General features: G+C 38.6%; 15 protein-coding genes. All 15 read right to left on the reverse strand.

Annotated features, from left to right (window positions below; translation table 11 throughout):
• Nucleotides 1-4 precede the first annotated feature (4 nt).
• The 15 genes from KJ593_06665 to pilM all read right to left on the reverse strand — a co-directional run bounded on the left by KJ593_06665 (nucleotide 5) and on the right by pilM (nucleotide 18,062).
• Complete coding sequence (locus tag KJ593_06665) at nucleotides 5-1,276, reverse strand: adenylosuccinate synthase (GenBank protein MBU2541566.1); 1,272 nt, start codon at nucleotides 1,274-1,276, stop codon at nucleotides 5-7.
• A gap of 24 nt (nucleotides 1,277-1,300) precedes the next feature.
• Nucleotides 1,301-2,539, reverse strand: a complete 1,239-nt coding sequence (locus KJ593_06670) for a homocitrate synthase (protein ID MBU2541567.1) — start codon at nucleotides 2,537-2,539, stop codon at nucleotides 1,301-1,303.
• A 27-nt stretch (nucleotides 2,540-2,566) separates the two neighbouring features.
• Nucleotides 2,567-4,147 carry a phosphoglycerate dehydrogenase gene (gene serA / locus KJ593_06675; GenBank protein ID MBU2541568.1) on the reverse strand — a complete coding sequence of 527 codons (1,581 nt, stop codon included), beginning with the start codon at nucleotides 4,145-4,147 and terminating at the stop codon, nucleotides 2,567-2,569.
• 161 nt (nucleotides 4,148-4,308) lie between these two features.
• Complete coding sequence (def, locus tag KJ593_06680) at nucleotides 4,309-4,806, reverse strand: peptide deformylase (protein ID MBU2541569.1); 498 nt, start codon at nucleotides 4,804-4,806, stop codon at nucleotides 4,309-4,311.
• Between the two features lie 97 nt (nucleotides 4,807-4,903).
• Nucleotides 4,904-8,062 (reverse strand): efflux RND transporter permease subunit, encoded by a 3,159-nt coding sequence (locus KJ593_06685; GenBank protein ID MBU2541570.1) that lies wholly within the window; start codon nucleotides 8,060-8,062, stop codon nucleotides 4,904-4,906.
• Nucleotides 8,062-9,543 (reverse strand): TolC family protein, encoded by a 1,482-nt coding sequence (locus KJ593_06690; protein ID MBU2541571.1) that lies wholly within the window; start codon nucleotides 9,541-9,543, stop codon nucleotides 8,062-8,064. The genes KJ593_06685 and KJ593_06690 overlap by 1 nt, the downstream gene beginning before the upstream one ends.
• A complete protein-coding gene (locus KJ593_06695) occupies nucleotides 9,540-10,010 on the reverse strand; it encodes a MarR family transcriptional regulator (GenBank protein MBU2541572.1) in 471 nt (156 codons plus the stop codon). The genes KJ593_06690 and KJ593_06695 overlap by 4 nt, the downstream gene beginning before the upstream one ends.
• Before the next feature lie 154 nt (nucleotides 10,011-10,164).
• Complete coding sequence (locus KJ593_06700; protein ID MBU2541573.1) at nucleotides 10,165-11,385, reverse strand: diguanylate cyclase; 1,221 nt, start codon at nucleotides 11,383-11,385, stop codon at nucleotides 10,165-10,167.
• 22 nt (nucleotides 11,386-11,407) lie between these two features.
• Nucleotides 11,408-11,692 (reverse strand): DUF4190 domain-containing protein, encoded by a 285-nt coding sequence (locus KJ593_06705; protein MBU2541574.1) that lies wholly within the window; start codon nucleotides 11,690-11,692, stop codon nucleotides 11,408-11,410.
• A 20-nt stretch (nucleotides 11,693-11,712) separates the two neighbouring features.
• Nucleotides 11,713-12,132: a response regulator gene (locus tag KJ593_06710; GenBank protein MBU2541575.1), complete on the reverse strand. Its 420-nt coding sequence runs from the start codon at nucleotides 12,130-12,132 to the stop codon at nucleotides 11,713-11,715.
• Nucleotides 12,133-12,145: 13 nt separating this feature from the next.
• Nucleotides 12,146-14,473: a PAS domain S-box protein gene (locus KJ593_06715; GenBank protein MBU2541576.1), complete on the reverse strand. Its 2,328-nt coding sequence runs from the start codon at nucleotides 14,471-14,473 to the stop codon at nucleotides 12,146-12,148.
• 106 nt (nucleotides 14,474-14,579) lie between these two features.
• A complete protein-coding gene (locus tag KJ593_06720) occupies nucleotides 14,580-15,314 on the reverse strand; it encodes a GAF and ANTAR domain-containing protein (GenBank protein MBU2541577.1) in 735 nt (244 codons plus the stop codon).
• The gene (locus tag KJ593_06725) at nucleotides 15,263-15,805 is read right to left on the reverse strand and encodes a general secretion pathway protein GspB (protein ID MBU2541578.1); all 543 of its coding nucleotides are present in this window, start codon (nucleotides 15,803-15,805) and stop codon (nucleotides 15,263-15,265) included. Before KJ593_06725 ends, KJ593_06720 begins: the two co-directional genes overlap by 52 nt.
• Nucleotides 15,805-16,458 (reverse strand): type 4a pilus biogenesis protein PilO, encoded by a 654-nt coding sequence (pilO, locus tag KJ593_06730; GenBank protein ID MBU2541579.1) that lies wholly within the window; start codon nucleotides 16,456-16,458, stop codon nucleotides 15,805-15,807. The genes KJ593_06725 and pilO overlap by 1 nt, the downstream gene beginning before the upstream one ends.
• Nucleotides 16,455-18,062, reverse strand: a complete 1,608-nt coding sequence (pilM, locus tag KJ593_06735) for a pilus assembly protein PilM (GenBank protein ID MBU2541580.1) — start codon at nucleotides 18,060-18,062, stop codon at nucleotides 16,455-16,457. Before pilM ends, pilO begins: the two co-directional genes overlap by 4 nt.

Here is an 18,062-nt window from a genome sequence, read left to right on the forward strand (position 1 = left end):
ACTGTTATTTATATATAATCTCTTCTCTTTTGGAACCTACAGATATAAATTTGATAGGGACTTTAGTTAATTCTTCAATGCGTCTGAGGTAGGATTTGGCCAAAGGTGGCAATTTATTATATTGTTTCGTGGAAGTGGTAAGAGCCAACCAACCTTTATAAGCCTCATAAATTGGTTTAGCCTTATTAAATACCTGCAAATCCTGGGGGATCTCTCTAAAGACTTTACCTTTAAATTTATAGCCTGTGCAAATATTAATCTCGGCTAGTGTATCTAAAACATCTAATTTCATAACAGCAAGTTCTGTTATTCCGTTTATGCGTACACTTAATTTTAGCATAAGAGCGTCTAACCAACCGCAGCGCCTTGGTCTTCCAGTTGTTGCACCATATTCTTTACCTTTCCTTCGAATTTCATCGCGCAGATCCCTACCAAACTCTGTAGGGAACGGACCTTCGCCTACACGAGTCGTATAGGCCTTGGTAACACCTAGGATCCTTTTTGTTTGAGTAAAAGGAACTCCTGTTCCTGTAGTAGCACCTCCTAAAGTGGTGCTACTGCTTGTAACAAAAGGGTAAGTGCCAAAATCGATATCTAAAAATGTGCCTTGGGCACCTTCAAAAAGAATTGACTTTTTATTTTTGACTGCTTCGTTTAAAAACAAGACAGAGTCCACAAGATAAGGACGAATCTGACGACCAAAGGATAGGTAAGTTTCATAGACTTCCTTAAAAGAAAAACCCTTATGTCCGTATACCTTTCTAAATATTTCGTTTTTCTCTCTTAAATTATCTCTCAATTTAGCCTTAAAAATTTTTCTTTCTAATAAATCACCCATACGAATGCCGCAGCGCATAAATTTATCCACATAGCAAGGCCCGATTCCGCGACCAGTCGTACCAATCTTCTGAGTCCGGTTACGTTCACGCAAGGAATCAAGTATCTTGTGATAAGGCATGATCAGATGACTAAGCAAGGAAATCTTCAGGTTATTTTTGACTTTAATCCCCCTGCTCTTCAGGCTGGAAATCTCCTCTAGGAGGACTTGAGGATTTACAACAACGCCGTTTCCAATAACGCAGATCTTGCCACTATGGAGGATACCGGAAGGAACAAGATGAAAAATAAATTCCTTACCATCTACAACTACAGTATGGCCGGCATTATTACCGCCTTGAAAACGAACAATGATATCGACGCGTTCTGATAAGATATCGATTATCTTACCCTTTCCCTCATCTCCCCATTGCATTCCCAAGACTATAATGTTGGACATTTTCTAAATATATTCTTTACTAAATTACGGTTTCATTGAAAATATCTTCTTAGCGATATTCGGATGACTAGAGATAAATTTTAATTCATCTTCGGTTAGCGGCTTTTGATTATGGACATTGGCATAGCGAACAAGTTCCAGAATTTTTGTTGCCTCTTTATCATTTTCGAATTTTATCTCTAGTCTTTCGTAGACATTGCGGAATCCTTTGATGCCTGAGTATTCTCCTGCGGTGATTTTTCTGCCTGTCTCAACTATATCTGGCTCGCCTCTTCCCAATTCCTCAAAATCAAACAATTCATAGTTGCGTCTGTCTTTTAATGCGCCGTCGGCATGAATTCCGGATTCATGCGCAAAGGCATTTGCCCCAATCCCCGGCTGATTTATAGGAATCGGAACCCCTAAGGCATAAGAGGTATAAGTGCAAATCTTCCAAGCCATTTTTAAGTTAATACGCTCATCCAAGACATATTTTCCTGAAATACCGTTAGCGTATTTAATAGCTAAGATTATACTCACAAGGTCAGCATTACCAGCGCGCTCTCCCATGCCGTTAACACAGGTATTTATATAAGCGTCAACACCAGCATCAATTGCTGCCATAGCTCCTGCAACTGAATTAGCTATAACCATTCCTAGATCATTGTGACAATGTACCTCGATTGGCATCTTAACTCTGTTTGCAATTAATTTTATTCTATCATAAATAGTAAATGGCGATTCACAACCTAACGTATCACAATAGCGTAAGCGCTCCGCCCCTGCAGCCTTAGCCGCCTGTGCAAATTCTAATAAATAGTCTATATTGGAACGTGATGCATCCTCAGCATTAACACCGATACTTTTAGCGCCTAATTGCTTTGCGAGCTTCACTGATTTGACCATCTCGGTTATTACGCCTTTATGGTCAAGTTTTCCCCTGAACTTATGGATAATCATCTGATCACTTGTTGAAATAGAAAGATTAACATAACGCAATCTGGGGATATTGCCAAACGCAGCCCTCACATCAGAAGACGTTGCCCGTAACCAGCCGCTAAGCCGAATAGGAGATAGAACCTGCGAAGATGCTAATTCTAAATTTGCACTTAGATAATTCTTTTCATGATTTGTAACCGGAAAACCGAATTCGGACTGAAATACTCCTATCTGATTCAGATAAACATTAATCATTGTCTTCTGCAGCTTAGAAAGACATATGCGCGAAGTCTGCACGCCATCACGATTAGTCACATCAATAATATAAATTTTTGGCTTTTTCATATCCATCACCTGTAATGAAGCGCCTAATTATAATTTGATGAGGCGCACTTTTTTAATATTTTTATTTTTCTTAAGTTGTGAGATTATTTTATCTGAAATCGGGCTATCAATATTTAAAACAGTAATTGCCTCACCACCGGCTGATTCCCTGCCGAATGTCATGGAGGCTATGTTTATATCATTCTTTCCTAGAATTGTTCCGACCGCACCTATAATGCCTGGTCTGTCGATATTATCTATTACAAGCATAAAACCAAAAGGTGAAATCTCAACATAGAAGTCCTTTATTATCACAATCCTTGGTTGCGCATTTTCTGAAAGCGTACCAGAGACCTTTAGTTGACCCTTATCCGTTTTTATTGCCACTTCGATTAAATTAGTAAATCCTTCAACGCGATTAGATTTTGTCTCATTTATCTTTATCCTGCGCTCTTGGGCTAATGTTAAGGCATTTACGAAATTAACATTGTCTTGTAAGACCAAAGAAAGAATCCCCTTTGCTATTGCTAATGTCAATGCCTTCAAATCATATTTTACAATCTCACCGCTGTAGGCTATATTTACTTCTTTTATTCTCCCCTCTACCATCTGGGCCGCAAAAGAGCCTAATTTCTCAGCCAGGATTATGTAAGGATTCATTACCTTGCATACCTCAGCCTCTAGACAGGGATAATTAGCAGCATTGCGAATTCCGCCTCCGCATAAAGTATCCCTTACCTGCTCAGCAATTTGAACAGCAACATTAACCTGTGCCTCAGCAGTTGAAGCGCCTAGATGAGGAGTAAGAACGCAACCATCTAAATTAATAAATTCTTTATTGTCTGGTGGCTCTTTTACGTAGACATCCAAGGCAAAACCGCCTATTTTACCTTCTTTAACTGCCGTAATAAGTACCTTCTCATCAACTATACCGCCTCTGGCACAATTAATGATTCTAACGTTTTTCTTCATCAGCTTTAAAGATTTAGCTGAGATAATATTTCGAGTCTCATCAGTCAAGGGCGTGTGTACGCTAATGTAATCGCTACGGGAAAATAGTACTTTTAATTCTACTAGCTCAACCCCTGACTGCCTTGCCACCTCTTCCGATAAAAATGGATCGTAGGCAATTACTGTCATCCCAAAGCTGAGCGCTCTCTTGGCAACCTCACTTCCAATCTTACCCATACCAACAAGCCCTAAGGTCTTGCCGTAAAGTTCAATGCCCATAAATTTGGAACGATTCCAGTCACCCTTTTTCATAGAGGCATCAGCAGAAGCTATATTCCTAGATAAAGAAAGTATGAGACTCAACGTATGTTCAGCTGTCGAGATGGTATTTCCGGCAGGAGTATTCATAACAATGATACCTTTCCTATTGGCAGCCTGTAAATCTACATTATCAAGACCCACGCCGGCTCTACCTATTACTTTAAGTTTTTTGGCTGCATCAATAATATCTTTGGTAACCTTTGTAGAACTTCTTACAATCAAGGCGTCATAATCTTTAATAATGCTTTTGAGTTCCTTTGGAGAAAGGTCTGTTTTAACGTCAACCTTAAAGCTTTTTTCTGAATTTAAAATCTTTAAACCTCTTTCAGCAAGTTTATCGCTGACTAAAATACGCATTGCATCCTCCGCATCTTAAAATTTACAATGAAAGACCCTAAATCTATATCGTATCCAAGATATTCTACGACAATTCAGAAGAAAAAGCAACAAAATCAGTAAAATTAGTTCTAGTGGATTGAATTAGTAACGGAATGATCAAAACCAGGAAAGTCGCCTAATCAGTTAGACTCACTTTTAGAAGACGTCCTTTTTGATTTCAATTTCCTCATTGCCCCAATCCTTCTATACCAAGGAAGATAATCAATTAATAATCTCCCCTTTAGATGATCAATCTCATGCTGTATAACTACGGCCAAAAGATCTTCTGCAGAAAGCGTAATCTTCTGATTGTGTTCATTAAGGGCTTTGACCTTGATTTTCTTTGCTCGCTTTACCTTGACTCTGATTTCCGGCAAGCTCAGGCATCCTTCTTCTATTGATTGAGAGCCTTGGGCCAGGCAAATCTTAGGATTGGCTAATTTCAATGCCTTATCTCCTAAATCGACCACTAACATCTGTTTATTTAAACCTACCTGGCAGGCAGCAAGGCCCACGCCGCCTGCTTCACGCATCAAGTTGACCATCTCTTGGAAAATGCGCTTTTCCTCATCTGCCACCTCTCTAATCGCAACGCACTTTTTGCGCAAGATGGAATCACCGTATATCTTTATCTGCATAACCATCACCTAATATAAGACTCTTTATAATATCACTCTTTTAGTATTAGCACAATGGGAATAGCTAAAAAGGAAGGATATAACTCTTCATAACAAGTTAGCCTTGGGACTTATTATCTTTTGAGTGGTTCGCCCTTACAGTAGCATGGTGGACTAACCTTAAAGTTATATCATCAACAATGGCATAGATACAAGGCATAACAATAAGGGTAAGAAAAGTAGCAAAAAGCAGACCCCAGGCCATTGTCAACGCCATGGGTTTTAGAAATGGGTCAGATCCGCCGATTCCATAAGCAACAGTACTTAAACCTGCTACAGTGGTCACTGTAGTAAGGATAACTGGCCGTAAGCGCAGGCTTCCTGCCTCCATAATAGAAATACGTCTGTCTACGCCTTTCTTCCTCATCTTATTGATTACATCCACAAGGATTATGGAATCATTTACTACAATACCAGCCAAGCCTACTAACCCGAGTAGCACAAAGAAACTAAATGGCTTTCCATGAATAAGAAGCGCAACCACTACCCCAACTATACCATAAGGAATAGTAAGCATGACCACAAATGGCTGGATCAAGGAATTAAACTGTGTTGCCAGAATCAAAAATATGAGAAAGAAGGCAATCCAGAATGCCTGCATGAGGCTATGCATAGATTTCATGGTCTCTTCAGCCTCACCGCCAAAGACTAAATTATATCCCGGATATTTATTAGATATTTCCTTGAACCTCTTGGCAACTAATTCGTTTGCCTTGCTGGAAGTAATATTTTTATTATCTACTGCCGCAGTTACTGCTATATTGCGCCGGCCATCCAAATGCGTAATAGTACGCATCCCCTTTTGTCGGCTGACGCTTGCTACAGCAGAAAGCCTTACTAATTTACCTTTTTCATTAACTACAAGGAGGTCTTTAAATACATTTAAATTATTACGTTGTGCTTCAGGCAAACGCACCAATACCTTTATTTCCTCCTCGGCCTTTGAACGGGTAATCGTCGAGGCCAGTCCGCCGCCAAAGGCATTGCGTATACTTTCTGCAACCTGACCTAGAGTTAAATCTGCCTTAAGTGCCTTTTCTTCATCAATGCTAATCTGTAACTCATTTACGCCTAAATCATAACTGTCATTAATATCATAGACGCCTTTTAAGGTCCCTAAGTACTGTTTGATCTCGCTAGCTATCTCTAAAAGTGAATGGTAGTCATCTCCACGAATGCTGATATCAACTGCCTTTCCTACAGGAGGGCCTTCCTTAAGCTCTCTGAAATATAACTTCTCTAATCCAGGCAGCTTTTCTTTCAACTCCTCCAACTGAGGCCGCAGACTCTCAACAATCTCTTTAGCAGTCTTATCGCGCTTTTGCGCTGCTGTAAGATAGACCATGATTTGAGCTAAGTTAGTGCCCTCTTTTTGCTGTGGATCAAATCCGCTCTCTTCAGTAAGGACACCGATCTGGGTCTCGTAAGTATCCAAATATTCCTGCGGCATCTGGCTAACAAAGGCCTCAACTGGCTGGATAAGATCCTGCATACGCTCTAAAGATGTTCCTTCCGGTGCCTCCGCCCGAATCATAAACTGCTCAACTCCTTCTGAACCAAAAAGGATAAATGGAACAAAGAACTTAGCAATGACTAGGGCACTAATAAAGACTACAGCCATGCCTATGGCAACCTTATAGCGATAGACAAGTGCCCTAGCCAAAAGTCCCTTATAACTCTTTAGTAAGAACTGGAACCATCTCGAATCTTTTTTTGCCGCAATTTTACCCTGTTTATCTTTTTTAAGCGGCCTCATAAAATCACTCAAATGGCTTGGCAAGATTAAAAACGCCTCAATCAGGCTTGCGCTTAAAGACAGGATGATTACAAGCGGTATTGCCCTAATAAACTTACCTAATATTCCAGTCATAAATAAAAGGGGCAAGAATGCAGCAATGGTAGTCAATACAGTAGCGGTGACGGGGGCTATGACCTCACTTGTTCCTTTAATCGCCGCCTCTTTAGGAGGCATACCTGCTTCAATGTAGCGATAGACATTCTCTGAAATTATTATACCGTCGTCTACGAGTATACCTAAGACAAGAATTAAACCAAACATGGTGATAAGGTTAATGCTCATACCCAATAAATTCATTATCCAGAAAGTAGCAAGCATTGCAATGGGTATGCCCATTGTGGTAAAGATGGCTGTGCGCGGATGCAGGAATAAAAAGAGTGTAAACAGGACAAAGAAAAATGCGATTATGCCGTTTGACCGAACTACATTAAGACGCCTTCTGATATAATAGGAAAGGTCATAAAAGGTAGAGACCTTTACATTCTCTGGCGCATTAATCGCAAAAGCAGTAATTTCCTTCTTAACATCATCCACAATATTTATCGCATCTGCGCTTTCACGTTTTATAACCGTTAAGGTGATTGCGCGACTGCCCACTACCCTATTAATCTCGCGTTCATCTTCAAATGTATGGCGTACCTCGGCAATATCTTTAACCCGCAGCCAGTTTCCTAAATCATTAGCCCTGATAACGCTTTGCTCGATTTCACTTCTGTCTTTAAATTCTGCATCGGTCTTTATGTTAAACTCTATATCGCCATCAGTGAGCCTACCTGCGGGCAGGGTTACGTTGCGCCTGGCAATAGCGTCCATAATCTCCTCAAGCGAAATATAATATTCTTTCATCTTGGAGATATCTGGTTCTACCCAGTATTCCTCATCGCGCCATCCTAAACGCGAGACCTTAGCCACGCCATCAATATCCTCTAATCTTTCTTTGAGTTGATCAGCCGCTTCCCGAAGCTGAAATTCATCTTCCGGGCCGCTTAAGGCCACCTTTATTACTGGAATCTGCTTACTGGAAATCTCTACTACCTGGGGATGTTGATCAACAGCTTTGGGAAAATCACTAACCCTATCTACTGCCTTCTGGATATCATCAACCACCTTGCTCTTATCCGAGGCATCAGGAGAAATCTCAATGCCGATGATTGAGGCGCCATCGATTGAACGCGAGCTGATACTATGCACGTTGTCGACCTCTTTAAGCTCCTTCTCTAACTTGCTAGTCAGGAGCCTCTCTACCTCTTTGGCCCCTGCGCCTTTATAGAAGGTACTAACAATAACAGTATCAAAAGAGACCTCTGGAAATGCCTCACGTCTTAAACTAAGAATCGAGAAGGTCCCGGCAATCACAAAAAAGACAGAAAGTAGATTCACAAACAAAGAATGTTTTACTGAAAACTCAGCGATTTTCATTATAATTCATCCTTCCAGTATTTATCCAGTAACGTATTGCAAGCAACATCTAGATCTATCAACTTTTCTTGGTAGTCGTAGATAGATTGCACCAGAGATAATTTGGCATTCAATACGTCTTCATGATAACTAATTAATGTATCACTATCAGACCTTCCAAAGCCAAAACGCAAATTTTCTGCTGCCAATTTTTTTGCCTCTAAACTAACAATACGTTTGCTGGTTATGGTCTTGCCAATGGCAATATTGACCTGCTTTACCTTATCATGTAGTTCGCTTACTATCTTCTTCTCTACTTTCTTAAGTAGGACAATCTGTTTTGCCTTCTCTAACTGGGCCTGCTTTAATTTTCCTCTAGCATCTCTGTTCTCTAAAGGAAGCGAGAATGAAATGCCAATAAAGGATTCCGGGTTATCTTCTTCTCCTATTAGCTTTGCTGCTGTGCCGAAATTGCTATCTACGCCATTTCGCTTGAATGAAGCATCCAAGTCGATCTCTGGCCATAAATTATTTTTTTTCATCTCTAAATTTATGTCTTTCTTTTCCAAGTGAACCTTCTCTTCTTTGTAGTCCCGCCTGTTATCAATCGCAATTTTCAAGGCCTGGATAAGATCTTTTTTTTCAGGCAAGAATAACAATTCATCCTCTGTCCTGATATCCATATCAAAGCTCTCATCATCAGCATTAATCTCAAGTAATAAATCGTCTCCAGCCAGATTAAGCAAATCATAGGCAGTCAATAGATCTGATTCTCGCTTTAAGACAAGGGTATCTATAGCAAAGATTTCCGGATCCTCCACTAAACCAACGCTATATTTGTTCTTATAAATAGAGGCTAGCTCTTGCGCCTTTTCTAGCATTTCCTTTTTTATTCTCAACTCTTCTTTTCTTAACACCAGTTTCCAGTAAGCCTTTTGCGCGCTAGATAAATATTGCTCAATTTTACCCAGGCTGGAATAATCAGAGGCCTTTATTTGCAATTTAGTTATCTTGACATCACCTCTATCAATAAGACCAAAGAAATTCTTTCCTAAAGACTGCTTAATAGAAAACTCCAGGCTCACATCATGGGAAGGATTAAGGCTGGCAAAAGTAGAATTACTAAAGCTGCGTACATCCTCTGCCTCTATACCCAAGGTGGTTCCAGTAGGCAATTTCTTCTCCAGGCCTATATTTTTTTCTGAGGTTATTGCCTTAGAGCCAAAAATGGTACTTGTTCTTCCAAGTTGATCATCTGTATATCTAATATGGCCTGAAAGTATAGTGTCAAATATGGATTGAGTAATCATATCATCTGCCCGCTTGATATATGCATCTAATCTGGCAATCTGGATATCAAGATTATTATATAAGGCCAGGGCGCTGACATCTTCAATTGAAAGGTATAGAATATCCCTTATCTCCTCAGTCTCATCTGCACGAGAAGACAAAGAGAATATATGAATTACTGCCAATGTTATAATAAAGATATTCCTAATCATTGTGTCTTCTTGTTTTCTTTTCGATGTTCTTCGGAAACAATAACGCTAATCTTCTCTAATATCCTCAAATATTCCTGCCGGTCTTTTTGGTCTAATTTGGAAAAAATACTCATAACTGCTGCCTTCCTTTGCTCCCTGATTTTCTTCACTAAATTCTCTGCCTTAGGAGTTAATGCGATTCTGATAATACGCCTATCTTTTTTATCAAAAAGCCGTTTTACCAAGCCTATTTTATGTAATCTATCGACTAAGCCGCTCATTGCCGGAAGACTTACCCCGATATGTATAGCTAATACGCTCATCTTTAAAGAGCCATAGCGAAAGATTAAATCTAAGACTATAAATTGAGGCAGGCTAACCTTTCCACGGAATAGATCATCTTTCTGTGTGCGCATTACTCCGCGCATGACCGCAGGCATAAGCTCTACAAATCTGCTTACAACTTCTTGTGTACTAAGAGTTTGCATTTTAAGCCCCTACTATAATTAATATTGCTAATAGTTAATATCCTTAATTATTCTTGATATTAACTATACCTTATAGATGCCAAATTGTCAAGTCCTAAATTGGCTATTTGTTTTTTTAGTTAAATTGGCTTGGGTCCAACCCAGAGGAAAGAACTTAAGGAAGGTTTGAACTTAAACCTATATTAAGACCTTTAAAGACTCTTTCGAGTCTTGGCAAACTGAGGATATTCATATCTACTAAAACCTGACCTAAATGCATATTAGTATTCCAATGCCTTAAGAGCGCACTTTCCAGCTGTCGAGGATTAATTAGTTTTTTATCTAATAATATCTGACCTAATGGCTTATAGCTCTTAGCCTTATTCTTGAGACGATTAGTTCGATGACTAGGCACCTCTTTATCTTCATCAAAATTTTGTGCTTGTTCTTTGCTAGCTGTCTTTCTTCTATTGACCAAACTTCTGCTATGTTTGTGCTTTTTAAGATAGCTTTTAATCTCAAAAGCAATCTCAACGAATTCAATCAAATTATTAATATTTCTATGTAAATTATTTACGATAGCGATAGATAACCCCATGAGGGGAAAATTGATTATCTTTCCTAATCTGTCCTTGATTCTTATAAAGCCTTTGTTTCTATCCAGGACAGAGTAGTGAAAAAGGATAAGCTTATCAAATTCATCAATAATGAATCGTGCAATATTTGTTTCGCGCTGCGGCTGCGTTATGACAACAAAATCATCGCCGCCAATATGAAATAGGAAATCCTCGCCCTGGCCAAATTGCTTAACCGCGGAAGTGATAATATGAACTGTCTGCATAATAACCGCATCTCCCAACTTGTAACCATACTTATCATTAAATGATTTAAAATTATTTATATCACAATATAGAAAAGAAAGCGTCTGTTTAGCCGCTAATTTGCCCTGCACAGTCTTCTCCAACATTCTACTGCCTGGTAATTTTGATAAAGGATTGGCGAAAAATTGATGCTCCGTCCTTCGCAAGGCCATCTCTATACGCACCTCTAGATCAATTGGATCAGGAGGTTTAGTCAGATAATCATCAAGACCCTGCTCAATCTGTAAAATATCCCGACGCACATTCTTTTTTCTGATCATCAATAAGAGTGGTATGTGCGCATTATGATAATCAGATTTTAATAACTTAATAACTCCAAAGCCATCAAGACCAGGTAAATCACAATCAATGATAATCAAATCAGGTGCAACTCTTGATATAAGCTCGAATGCTGAGGTTCCATCTTTAGTCCAGAGGACATCATATCCCCAACTCTTAATTAACATGATAATAATCTCAGCGCAATTGGTATCGTTTGAAGCTAATAGAATTTTTTTACCTTTTGACTCTACCATAATTAAATTAATGGATTTAAAATCAAGAGATTGCTTGTAATGAAGAAATTAAATTCTTTATATCCGGCAAATGAGTAAACAGAAAAGAACAAACAAAAATAATATAAAGCGAGGATAAAATAATAGCAACAAATGCAATTTTTCTTCCTCTTTGACTATTCTTTTCTTTAGAACGAAGGGCGAGAATAGCAAAAACAATGGCAACTAACGCCTTCTCAATCCCGAGAAGTTGTACAAATGAGGCAAGTGCAATAACAAGAGAGGCTTGAGCGAATTCATTTACCTTGATATTTCCTGTATCAATCATGATCTAGGCCTTCCTATTTTTTATTTATTGGGTTCTTTTTTTGCCTTAGCAAAGAAATGCAAAATGGACTTTATAATATGATCAGCTTCATAAAAATCCTTTGACTTATCAAAGAAGGCATTTGCCTTTAGCCGATATGCTGCATCTCGGTTCTCTTCTGTGCCGTAAGCAGTGATCATAACCACTGGCAGCTCATCATCCATCTCTCTGATACGACGTAAGGTTTCAACCCCGTCCATCTCCGGCATACTTATATCCAGAAAAACTATGTTTGGTTTTTGCTGCTTGATAATATCAAGCGCGCCCTTGCCGTTAAAAGCTGTACGCACCTTATAACCTTGACTCTTAAGCCAAAATTCCATTGTAGCTACAAAATCCTTTTCGTCATCCACAATAAGTATCTCGATATCTTTATTATGGTTTTCTATTTTCTTCTCCATTTGACCTCCTTATTTAATCCTTTACCTCTTTTTTCTCTTGAGTAGAAAATTTCTTAGGAAGTGTAAAACTAAAAGTACTCCCCTTTCCAATCTCGCTTTTAACCCAAATCTTTCCTTTGTGCAGCTCGACAATTTGTTTACAGATATGAAGCCCTAGGCCTGTGCCGCCTACACCGGCAGGAGAGATCAAGCTCACCTGCTCAAACTTATCAAATATTCGCTGACAATCCTTCTCCTCAATGCCTATACCATTATCAGTGATACCTACTTCAACAGCCTCAAAACTGTTGCCTCCTGAGCCTGCTGTGATATTCTTGCAGGAAATTATAATTTTGCCTTTCTCGGCTATAAATTTAAGCGCATTGCCTATCAAATTAGTTAATACTTGATTTATCTTGTCTCTATCTGCTTCTACATCAATCTCCTTCCCGCCTAAACTTAGATCAATTCCAATTTGTTTATCCTTAACCCAAGTATCTAGAGATTGCATTACCTCTTGTATAAGTGTGATTAAGTTAAAGGTTGCAGGATTAATACTTATCTTGCCAGCTTCTAACTTAGAAAAATCCAATATATCATCAATCAGGCGAGAAAGTCTTGAAAGATTAGAATTAGCAATATTTAAAAACTTGTTTTGATCTTCATTTATATCTCCGCAAGCCTTAGAAATCAGAAGCGAAAGAGATTTTTTTGTGGCGATTATCGGGGTACGCAATTCATGGCTAACATGTGCAACAAAATCTGACTTCATCTTATCCACTTGCTTTTGACGCGTTATATCACTAAGCATCATAACCATACCTACGGTATTGCCATTTTCATTCTCTACAACCGCGGTGCTGGCACGCAGAATGCGTTTGGTTTGTTCATCATTACTGCTAAGCTCAATCTCTTTGCTAACCGCTTCTGCCTCATCAGCCAAATTACCTTTAGCCAATGCAACCAACTGATGGCTGCCTAATCCTTCCTGAAGAAATTTACCTATCTTTTCCTTCTTATCTATACCTAATAATTGCTCGGCAGCAGGGTTTATCATCATAACCTTACCTTGTTTATCTACAACAATCATGCCATCAGCAAGATTTCGTATTACTGTATCAACACGCTCTTTTTCGCCGGCAAGGCGCTTATTTTTTCTTTTCAAATCTTGTGTTGCTTTAGCAATCTCATCGAGCAAAGTCTTGTCAAAAAGCTTGGCCTTATTTTTGAGTTCTTCATATTCTCTCTTTGCTATGCTAATCTTCTTTCTAGATTCTATTGCATCTTCTAATCTTGCCAGGAGTACATCAGAATCTGCTTCCTTTGCGCCCTTTTCTATCAATGCCGCCTTTAGATCTGGAGAAACTCTATTTAATTCTTTACTATCAATTATCAATCTCTTGCTGCGCTGCAGGAATTTGTTAAGATTAGGTTTTGTTACTTCATAAATCTTAGCTAACATATGAATTTTTAAATTATCATCAAATCCAGATATGATCTCATGCAGATTATCGATTTCCTTCTTGATCTGGCTGGCACTACTATCTGTATCGATAGACTTTACAATAGCGCGTTCTAGACTAGCAAGTATCCTATCTGGCTTGCGTTTCTTTTTTATAAGTTCATCACTAAACTCATCGATAATACATTCCCGCAGTTTAGCCAAGACCTTTGCTAGGCTGCCACAGGCAACAGCTGCCTGAACAACGATATTGGCAAGCTGGCTAGGTTCAGATAATAGTTTTGAAATAACATCTTCTTTGTGTCTTTCTAAAATTTCTCCTGTTACTTGGCCTTGTAGATATTGTTCAAGAATAGCCAGTTCACCTTCATGAGGAACATCCTTTTTGATCTTTTCTTTCTTCTCTAGGAATGCCTCTGCATCTTTCGTCACAGATGAAGTAACCTTTTGGCCTTCTTCAACTTTTTCATAATGAACAACATTGGCCTTGATATGACTAAAACCATTGCTTAGAAAGGTTGTTTTAAGCTTCTCTTCATTTTTATCCAATTTCTTGCCAATGCTTAGCAGGCTTAATAAATCAGCTAATTCTGATAATTCCATACCTTGCTTAAAAGATATGCTATCTATCTCCAATTCCCTCATTTTATCAACCAATTCCTTAGATCCCGCCAATGTAGAAGACAGAGAGATGTCGTTTAAAATAAGTTCTTCTCCTCCAACAAAAATAGTCACCTGGGAATTCTCTTTGAGTAGTATAGTAAGATGCTGGTAAAGCTGATTTAGCGACTCTTTAACGATAGGATGTTTTTTGGAATAAAGTGCGATTTTTTTGCTAGTTATAAGAATTAACTTGGCAACTTCTAAGTAGACTTTATCTTTTTTGTCTTTATTCGGCATTTATTGATTGACTTTATTGAAGACCCCTGTGACCCTAAAGAGGAGTCGCTTAAGGTGTTTACGCTAGGTAGGCGTCTTAAGACATATGCGAAGGCGGAATTATAATCTACCTCTTAAGCTGACTGGTCAAAACAATCGCATCTGCTATTTCGCGCATTGATCTGCGTGTATCCATGCTTGTTTTCTGAATCTTACGGAATGCATCCTCTTCGCTTAACCCTTCCTGGCGCATTAATATGCCCTTAGCACGCTCTACAACCTTTCTCGTAGCCAGCTCTTCTTTGATGATGCTAGACTCTACTATGACCCTGGCATGTTCAATGGCAACAGCTGCCTGATTAGCCACAGTAGTCAGGACCTTTACTTCAGCATCACTAAACTTGCGGGGCTTTGACGTGTATAAATTAATTACTCCGATGGCCTTATCTTTAATGCTTAATGGCACACTTAAAAGAGAGCATAGATTTTCAGTCTTAGCAATATCACGATTGAGATAACGCTGATCTTTCTTAACGTTATGTGCTATTATCGGTCTGTTTTCCTTCGCCACCAGACCAGCTATGCCTTCACCAAGTTTTATATTCGGCTTCTTGTTATATAAAGGGCTGATTGATTGTGTGGCGCGCACTACCAATTCGCTCCTAGATTCGTCTAAAAGCATCAAAGAACAAATCTTCGAATTCATAATCTCCGCCGTTACCGTTACAATCAATCGTAAGATATCTGTCAGATAGAGATGTGAGGTAATAGCCTGGCTTATTTCAGATATTGCCTTTAAGGCTTGAGGGCTTACTGCGGAACTCCTTGTAGATTTTCTTTCTTTTCGGATTCTTCTTCCCATAGTCTCAGCATAAATTTCTCGCCACCACTTTCAAGCACAACAAAATTAGCTCTAATATCTTTAATGGTAAATCCGGAAATCTTATCACCCGCTTTTAAATTTTCTTCGTTAATTACAGCTATTGAATCTTTAGGATTATCTTCAGAAATAATCATACCCGAAAGTTCCAATTTTGAAATTTGTTCCATTTTTGCTACCCAATTCTGATCTGAAGAACCGCCGAGACTCCTTTTATCCAAAACAAAAGGGTCTCTACCCCAGTCTAAATCTTTGACATCATAGACGTCTTCCTTTTTTGCTGTATCTTTAACAGACGTCTTAAAATAAACTAATTCTTTGCTTGACTCATCTTTATCTATGACTTGCGCTGGCGCCGATTTGGGACGCTGCGGCCGGCTGCGAGTAAACTTTTTTATAGTAGCAAAAACAGCAATTATCGCTATTGTAACAACTATCACTGCAATAATAAGTTCTTTTTGTTGTTTATCCATTATTTTCTTTTTTTTCTTTTTAAATGCAGATCGACTCCTTTTTCTACATCTGCTTCTAAATTGAGGGCGCCTCCATGCGAAAGGACAAAGGCCCCAAGTAACAACTCAATTTCTAATTCTGAAGCCGAACCTTTTAGCTTGCTTATCTTTAACTCATCAAAACTAAAGGCATATTGTGTGTTCTCAAACATAACCTTTAAGAACTCTGTCAAAGGACGATATCCTGCATTCAATTTTAATTTGATAGGCACTTTATTGAAGATAAGGTCGCTTTTGGTATCTGTTTGTGATTCATATCTCATCGCCTTATCCGGTTCGATAGAGATAATTTCTATATTAAATTTATCTGCCTGATTAAATAGTTCCTGAAACATACCAGGAAGTTCATTCTGAGAAGGGAATTTATCTTGAAGTTTCGTAACCTCGGCTTGCATTTTGGCGATTTCTTTCTCATAGCCTTCTGCCTTTACCCTGACCTCCTCTTCCTTAATGTTGATATCAAAATCCTTAACCTTTTGCAAAATGCTGGTAATATCGCGTCTTTTTGGCAAATATAAGAATTGCCAGAATATAAAAACAACTATAAACATTATTCCGGCAGAAATCAAAATTATGACCTGACGTTTATCAATATTAAATTTTGTGGTGTTCATTCTATTTTTGATAGTTCAACCGTTAACTTAAAATCAATGGCTTCTAGTTGGTCTATCTCTTCTTTTATGGTCAAGAGGAGATTTACATTATTAAAATAAGGCGAATTCTCTAATTTGAGTAAGAAATCAGCGAGGTAATTTTCAGCTGAGTCTCCAGAGGCAAAACTCAAACCTCTGATAAAAAATACCGCCTCCTTTTTAAAGAATTCCATATCTAAGAATTCAATGGATCTGGGTATGATTCGACTCAATTCTTTGAGATAAACGAAAAGTTCTAACTCTGTTCCGATGATCTCCTTAAAGAATCTCTGTCTCTCTATAATATTATCCCTTAATGTCCTCAGTTTTACAAGATTACTGTAATAATCATTGTAGGAAGTAAGTATCTTCTGGTAGCGCTTTAATTGTACTGTCATTGAAAGAAAACTAAATATCATCAACACCAACAGGACAGGAGCGATAATCCGTAATATCTTCTGTTGTATGCCAATTGTCTTTTGAATCTTTACTGATTTAGGCAAGAGATCTACTGTGTCACCTTTTCCTAAACATACACCAATACTAGCAGCAAGTGTTGGTAGGATATTCGATAAATCTTTACCCTTAGGAATCTTAGAGGTAATATTGCTGGGCAGGGTTATAAGCTTAGTAGGAATGCCACCTAAGCCATCACTTACAAAATCAGTCAGATTTTTCAAGTTCGCCCCACCGCCGGCTAGAAAAACCTGATCAATTGCATCAACTTGGAATTCCTCACGGAAATATCTAAAAGAGCTGCGTATGTCAGTTAAGAGTCTTTCTAAAATCGGCCGCATCAAGACTGAAATCTGCGATAAGGGTATATCCTGAAAACTCGAGTTGACTTGTGATTTTGCTGGAATGCCGCATTCTCTTTTTATTTCCTCTGCCTTCTTTGCATCCAGCTCTATTTTTTTAGGAAAGGTAACCACAACACCACTTAAGGCGCGAGTAAAGCTATCCGAGGCTGTGGTAATCTTTCGAATAAATTGCAGTGTCGCCCCTTTAAAAATTAAAATATTTGTCTTATTTAGACCGATGTCAATAACTGCACTTACCTTCTGCACCATTTCCTGCTCTTTCTGCGCAATAAGGTTTGCCAAAGCGAAATGACTTATCGTAATAAATGCTGGCTCAACACCTGCTGCTTGCAGCGATTTTACGTGCCTGTCAATTAACGTATTATGAACCGCTACCGCTAATATCTCATTGCGTTTTATTCCATCGCTGCCAGTAATAGTGTTTAATATTTTTAAGTCAATTTTGCTCTCATCTAAGTTAAAATTTGTCACTTCCTTTAATGACCAGCGCACTGCATCGCGTAAATCTTCCTTGGGCATAAAAGGAACAATGGAACGCTTTAAAACTATGTCCTGGCCAGAGACTAAGGAATAAACTTGCGATTCTGCAGTTCCTAATTCTTCTAATACTTCCTTCAATAGCGATTGCTTAACTTCGTCGCTAGATTCAGAACCAAACTCTTTAATCACAAAATCCAAGATATCGATTCGGCCATCGCTTCTTTCAATCTTTACGGCCTTAATTGAATATTGACCTATATCTATACCGATTAAGTATTTTTCCAT

This window comes from Candidatus Omnitrophota bacterium (assembly GCA_018830005.1).
Taxonomy (GTDB): Bacteria; Omnitrophota; Gorgyraeia; order JAHJTE01; family JAHJTE01; genus JAHJTE01.

Bases quoted from the DNA above. Each gene is read 5' to 3' on its own strand.
- pilM (MBU2541580.1), bottom strand. From the start codon at position 18,062: ATGGAAAAATACTTAATCGGTATAGATATAGGTCAATATTCAATTAAG.
- KJ593_06670 (MBU2541567.1), bottom strand. From the start codon at position 2,539: ATGAAAAAGCCAAAAATTTATATTATTGATGTGACTAATCGTGATGGC.
- def (MBU2541569.1), bottom strand. From the start codon at position 4,806: ATGCAGATAAAGATATACGGTGATTCCATCTTGCGCAAAAAGTGCGTT.
- KJ593_06665 (MBU2541566.1), bottom strand. From the start codon at position 1,276: ATGTCCAACATTATAGTCTTGGGAATGCAATGGGGAGATGAGGGAAAG.
- KJ593_06705 (MBU2541574.1), bottom strand. From the start codon at position 11,692: ATGATTGATACAGGAAATATCAAGGTAAATGAATTCGCTCAAGCCTCT.
- KJ593_06725 (MBU2541578.1), bottom strand. From the start codon at position 15,805: ATGGATAAACAACAAAAAGAACTTATTATTGCAGTGATAGTTGTTACA.
- KJ593_06720 (MBU2541577.1), bottom strand. From the start codon at position 15,314: ATGGGAAGAAGAATCCGAAAAGAAAGAAAATCTACAAGGAGTTCCGCA.
- pilO (MBU2541579.1), bottom strand. From the start codon at position 16,458: ATGAACACCACAAAATTTAATATTGATAAACGTCAGGTCATAATTTTG.
- serA (MBU2541568.1), bottom strand. From the start codon at position 4,147: ATGCGTATTTTAGTCAGCGATAAACTTGCTGAAAGAGGTTTAAAGATT.
- KJ593_06690 (MBU2541571.1), bottom strand. From the start codon at position 9,543: ATGATTAGGAATATCTTTATTATAACATTGGCAGTAATTCATATATTC.
- KJ593_06685 (MBU2541570.1), bottom strand. From the start codon at position 8,062: ATGAAAATCGCTGAGTTTTCAGTAAAACATTCTTTGTTTGTGAATCTA.
- KJ593_06700 (MBU2541573.1), bottom strand. From the start codon at position 11,385: ATGGTAGAGTCAAAAGGTAAAAAAATTCTATTAGCTTCAAACGATACC.
- KJ593_06710 (MBU2541575.1), bottom strand. From the start codon at position 12,132: ATGGAGAAGAAAATAGAAAACCATAATAAAGATATCGAGATACTTATT.
- KJ593_06715 (MBU2541576.1), bottom strand. From the start codon at position 14,473: ATGCCGAATAAAGACAAAAAAGATAAAGTCTACTTAGAAGTTGCCAAG.
- KJ593_06695 (MBU2541572.1), bottom strand. From the start codon at position 10,010: ATGCAAACTCTTAGTACACAAGAAGTTGTAAGCAGATTTGTAGAGCTT.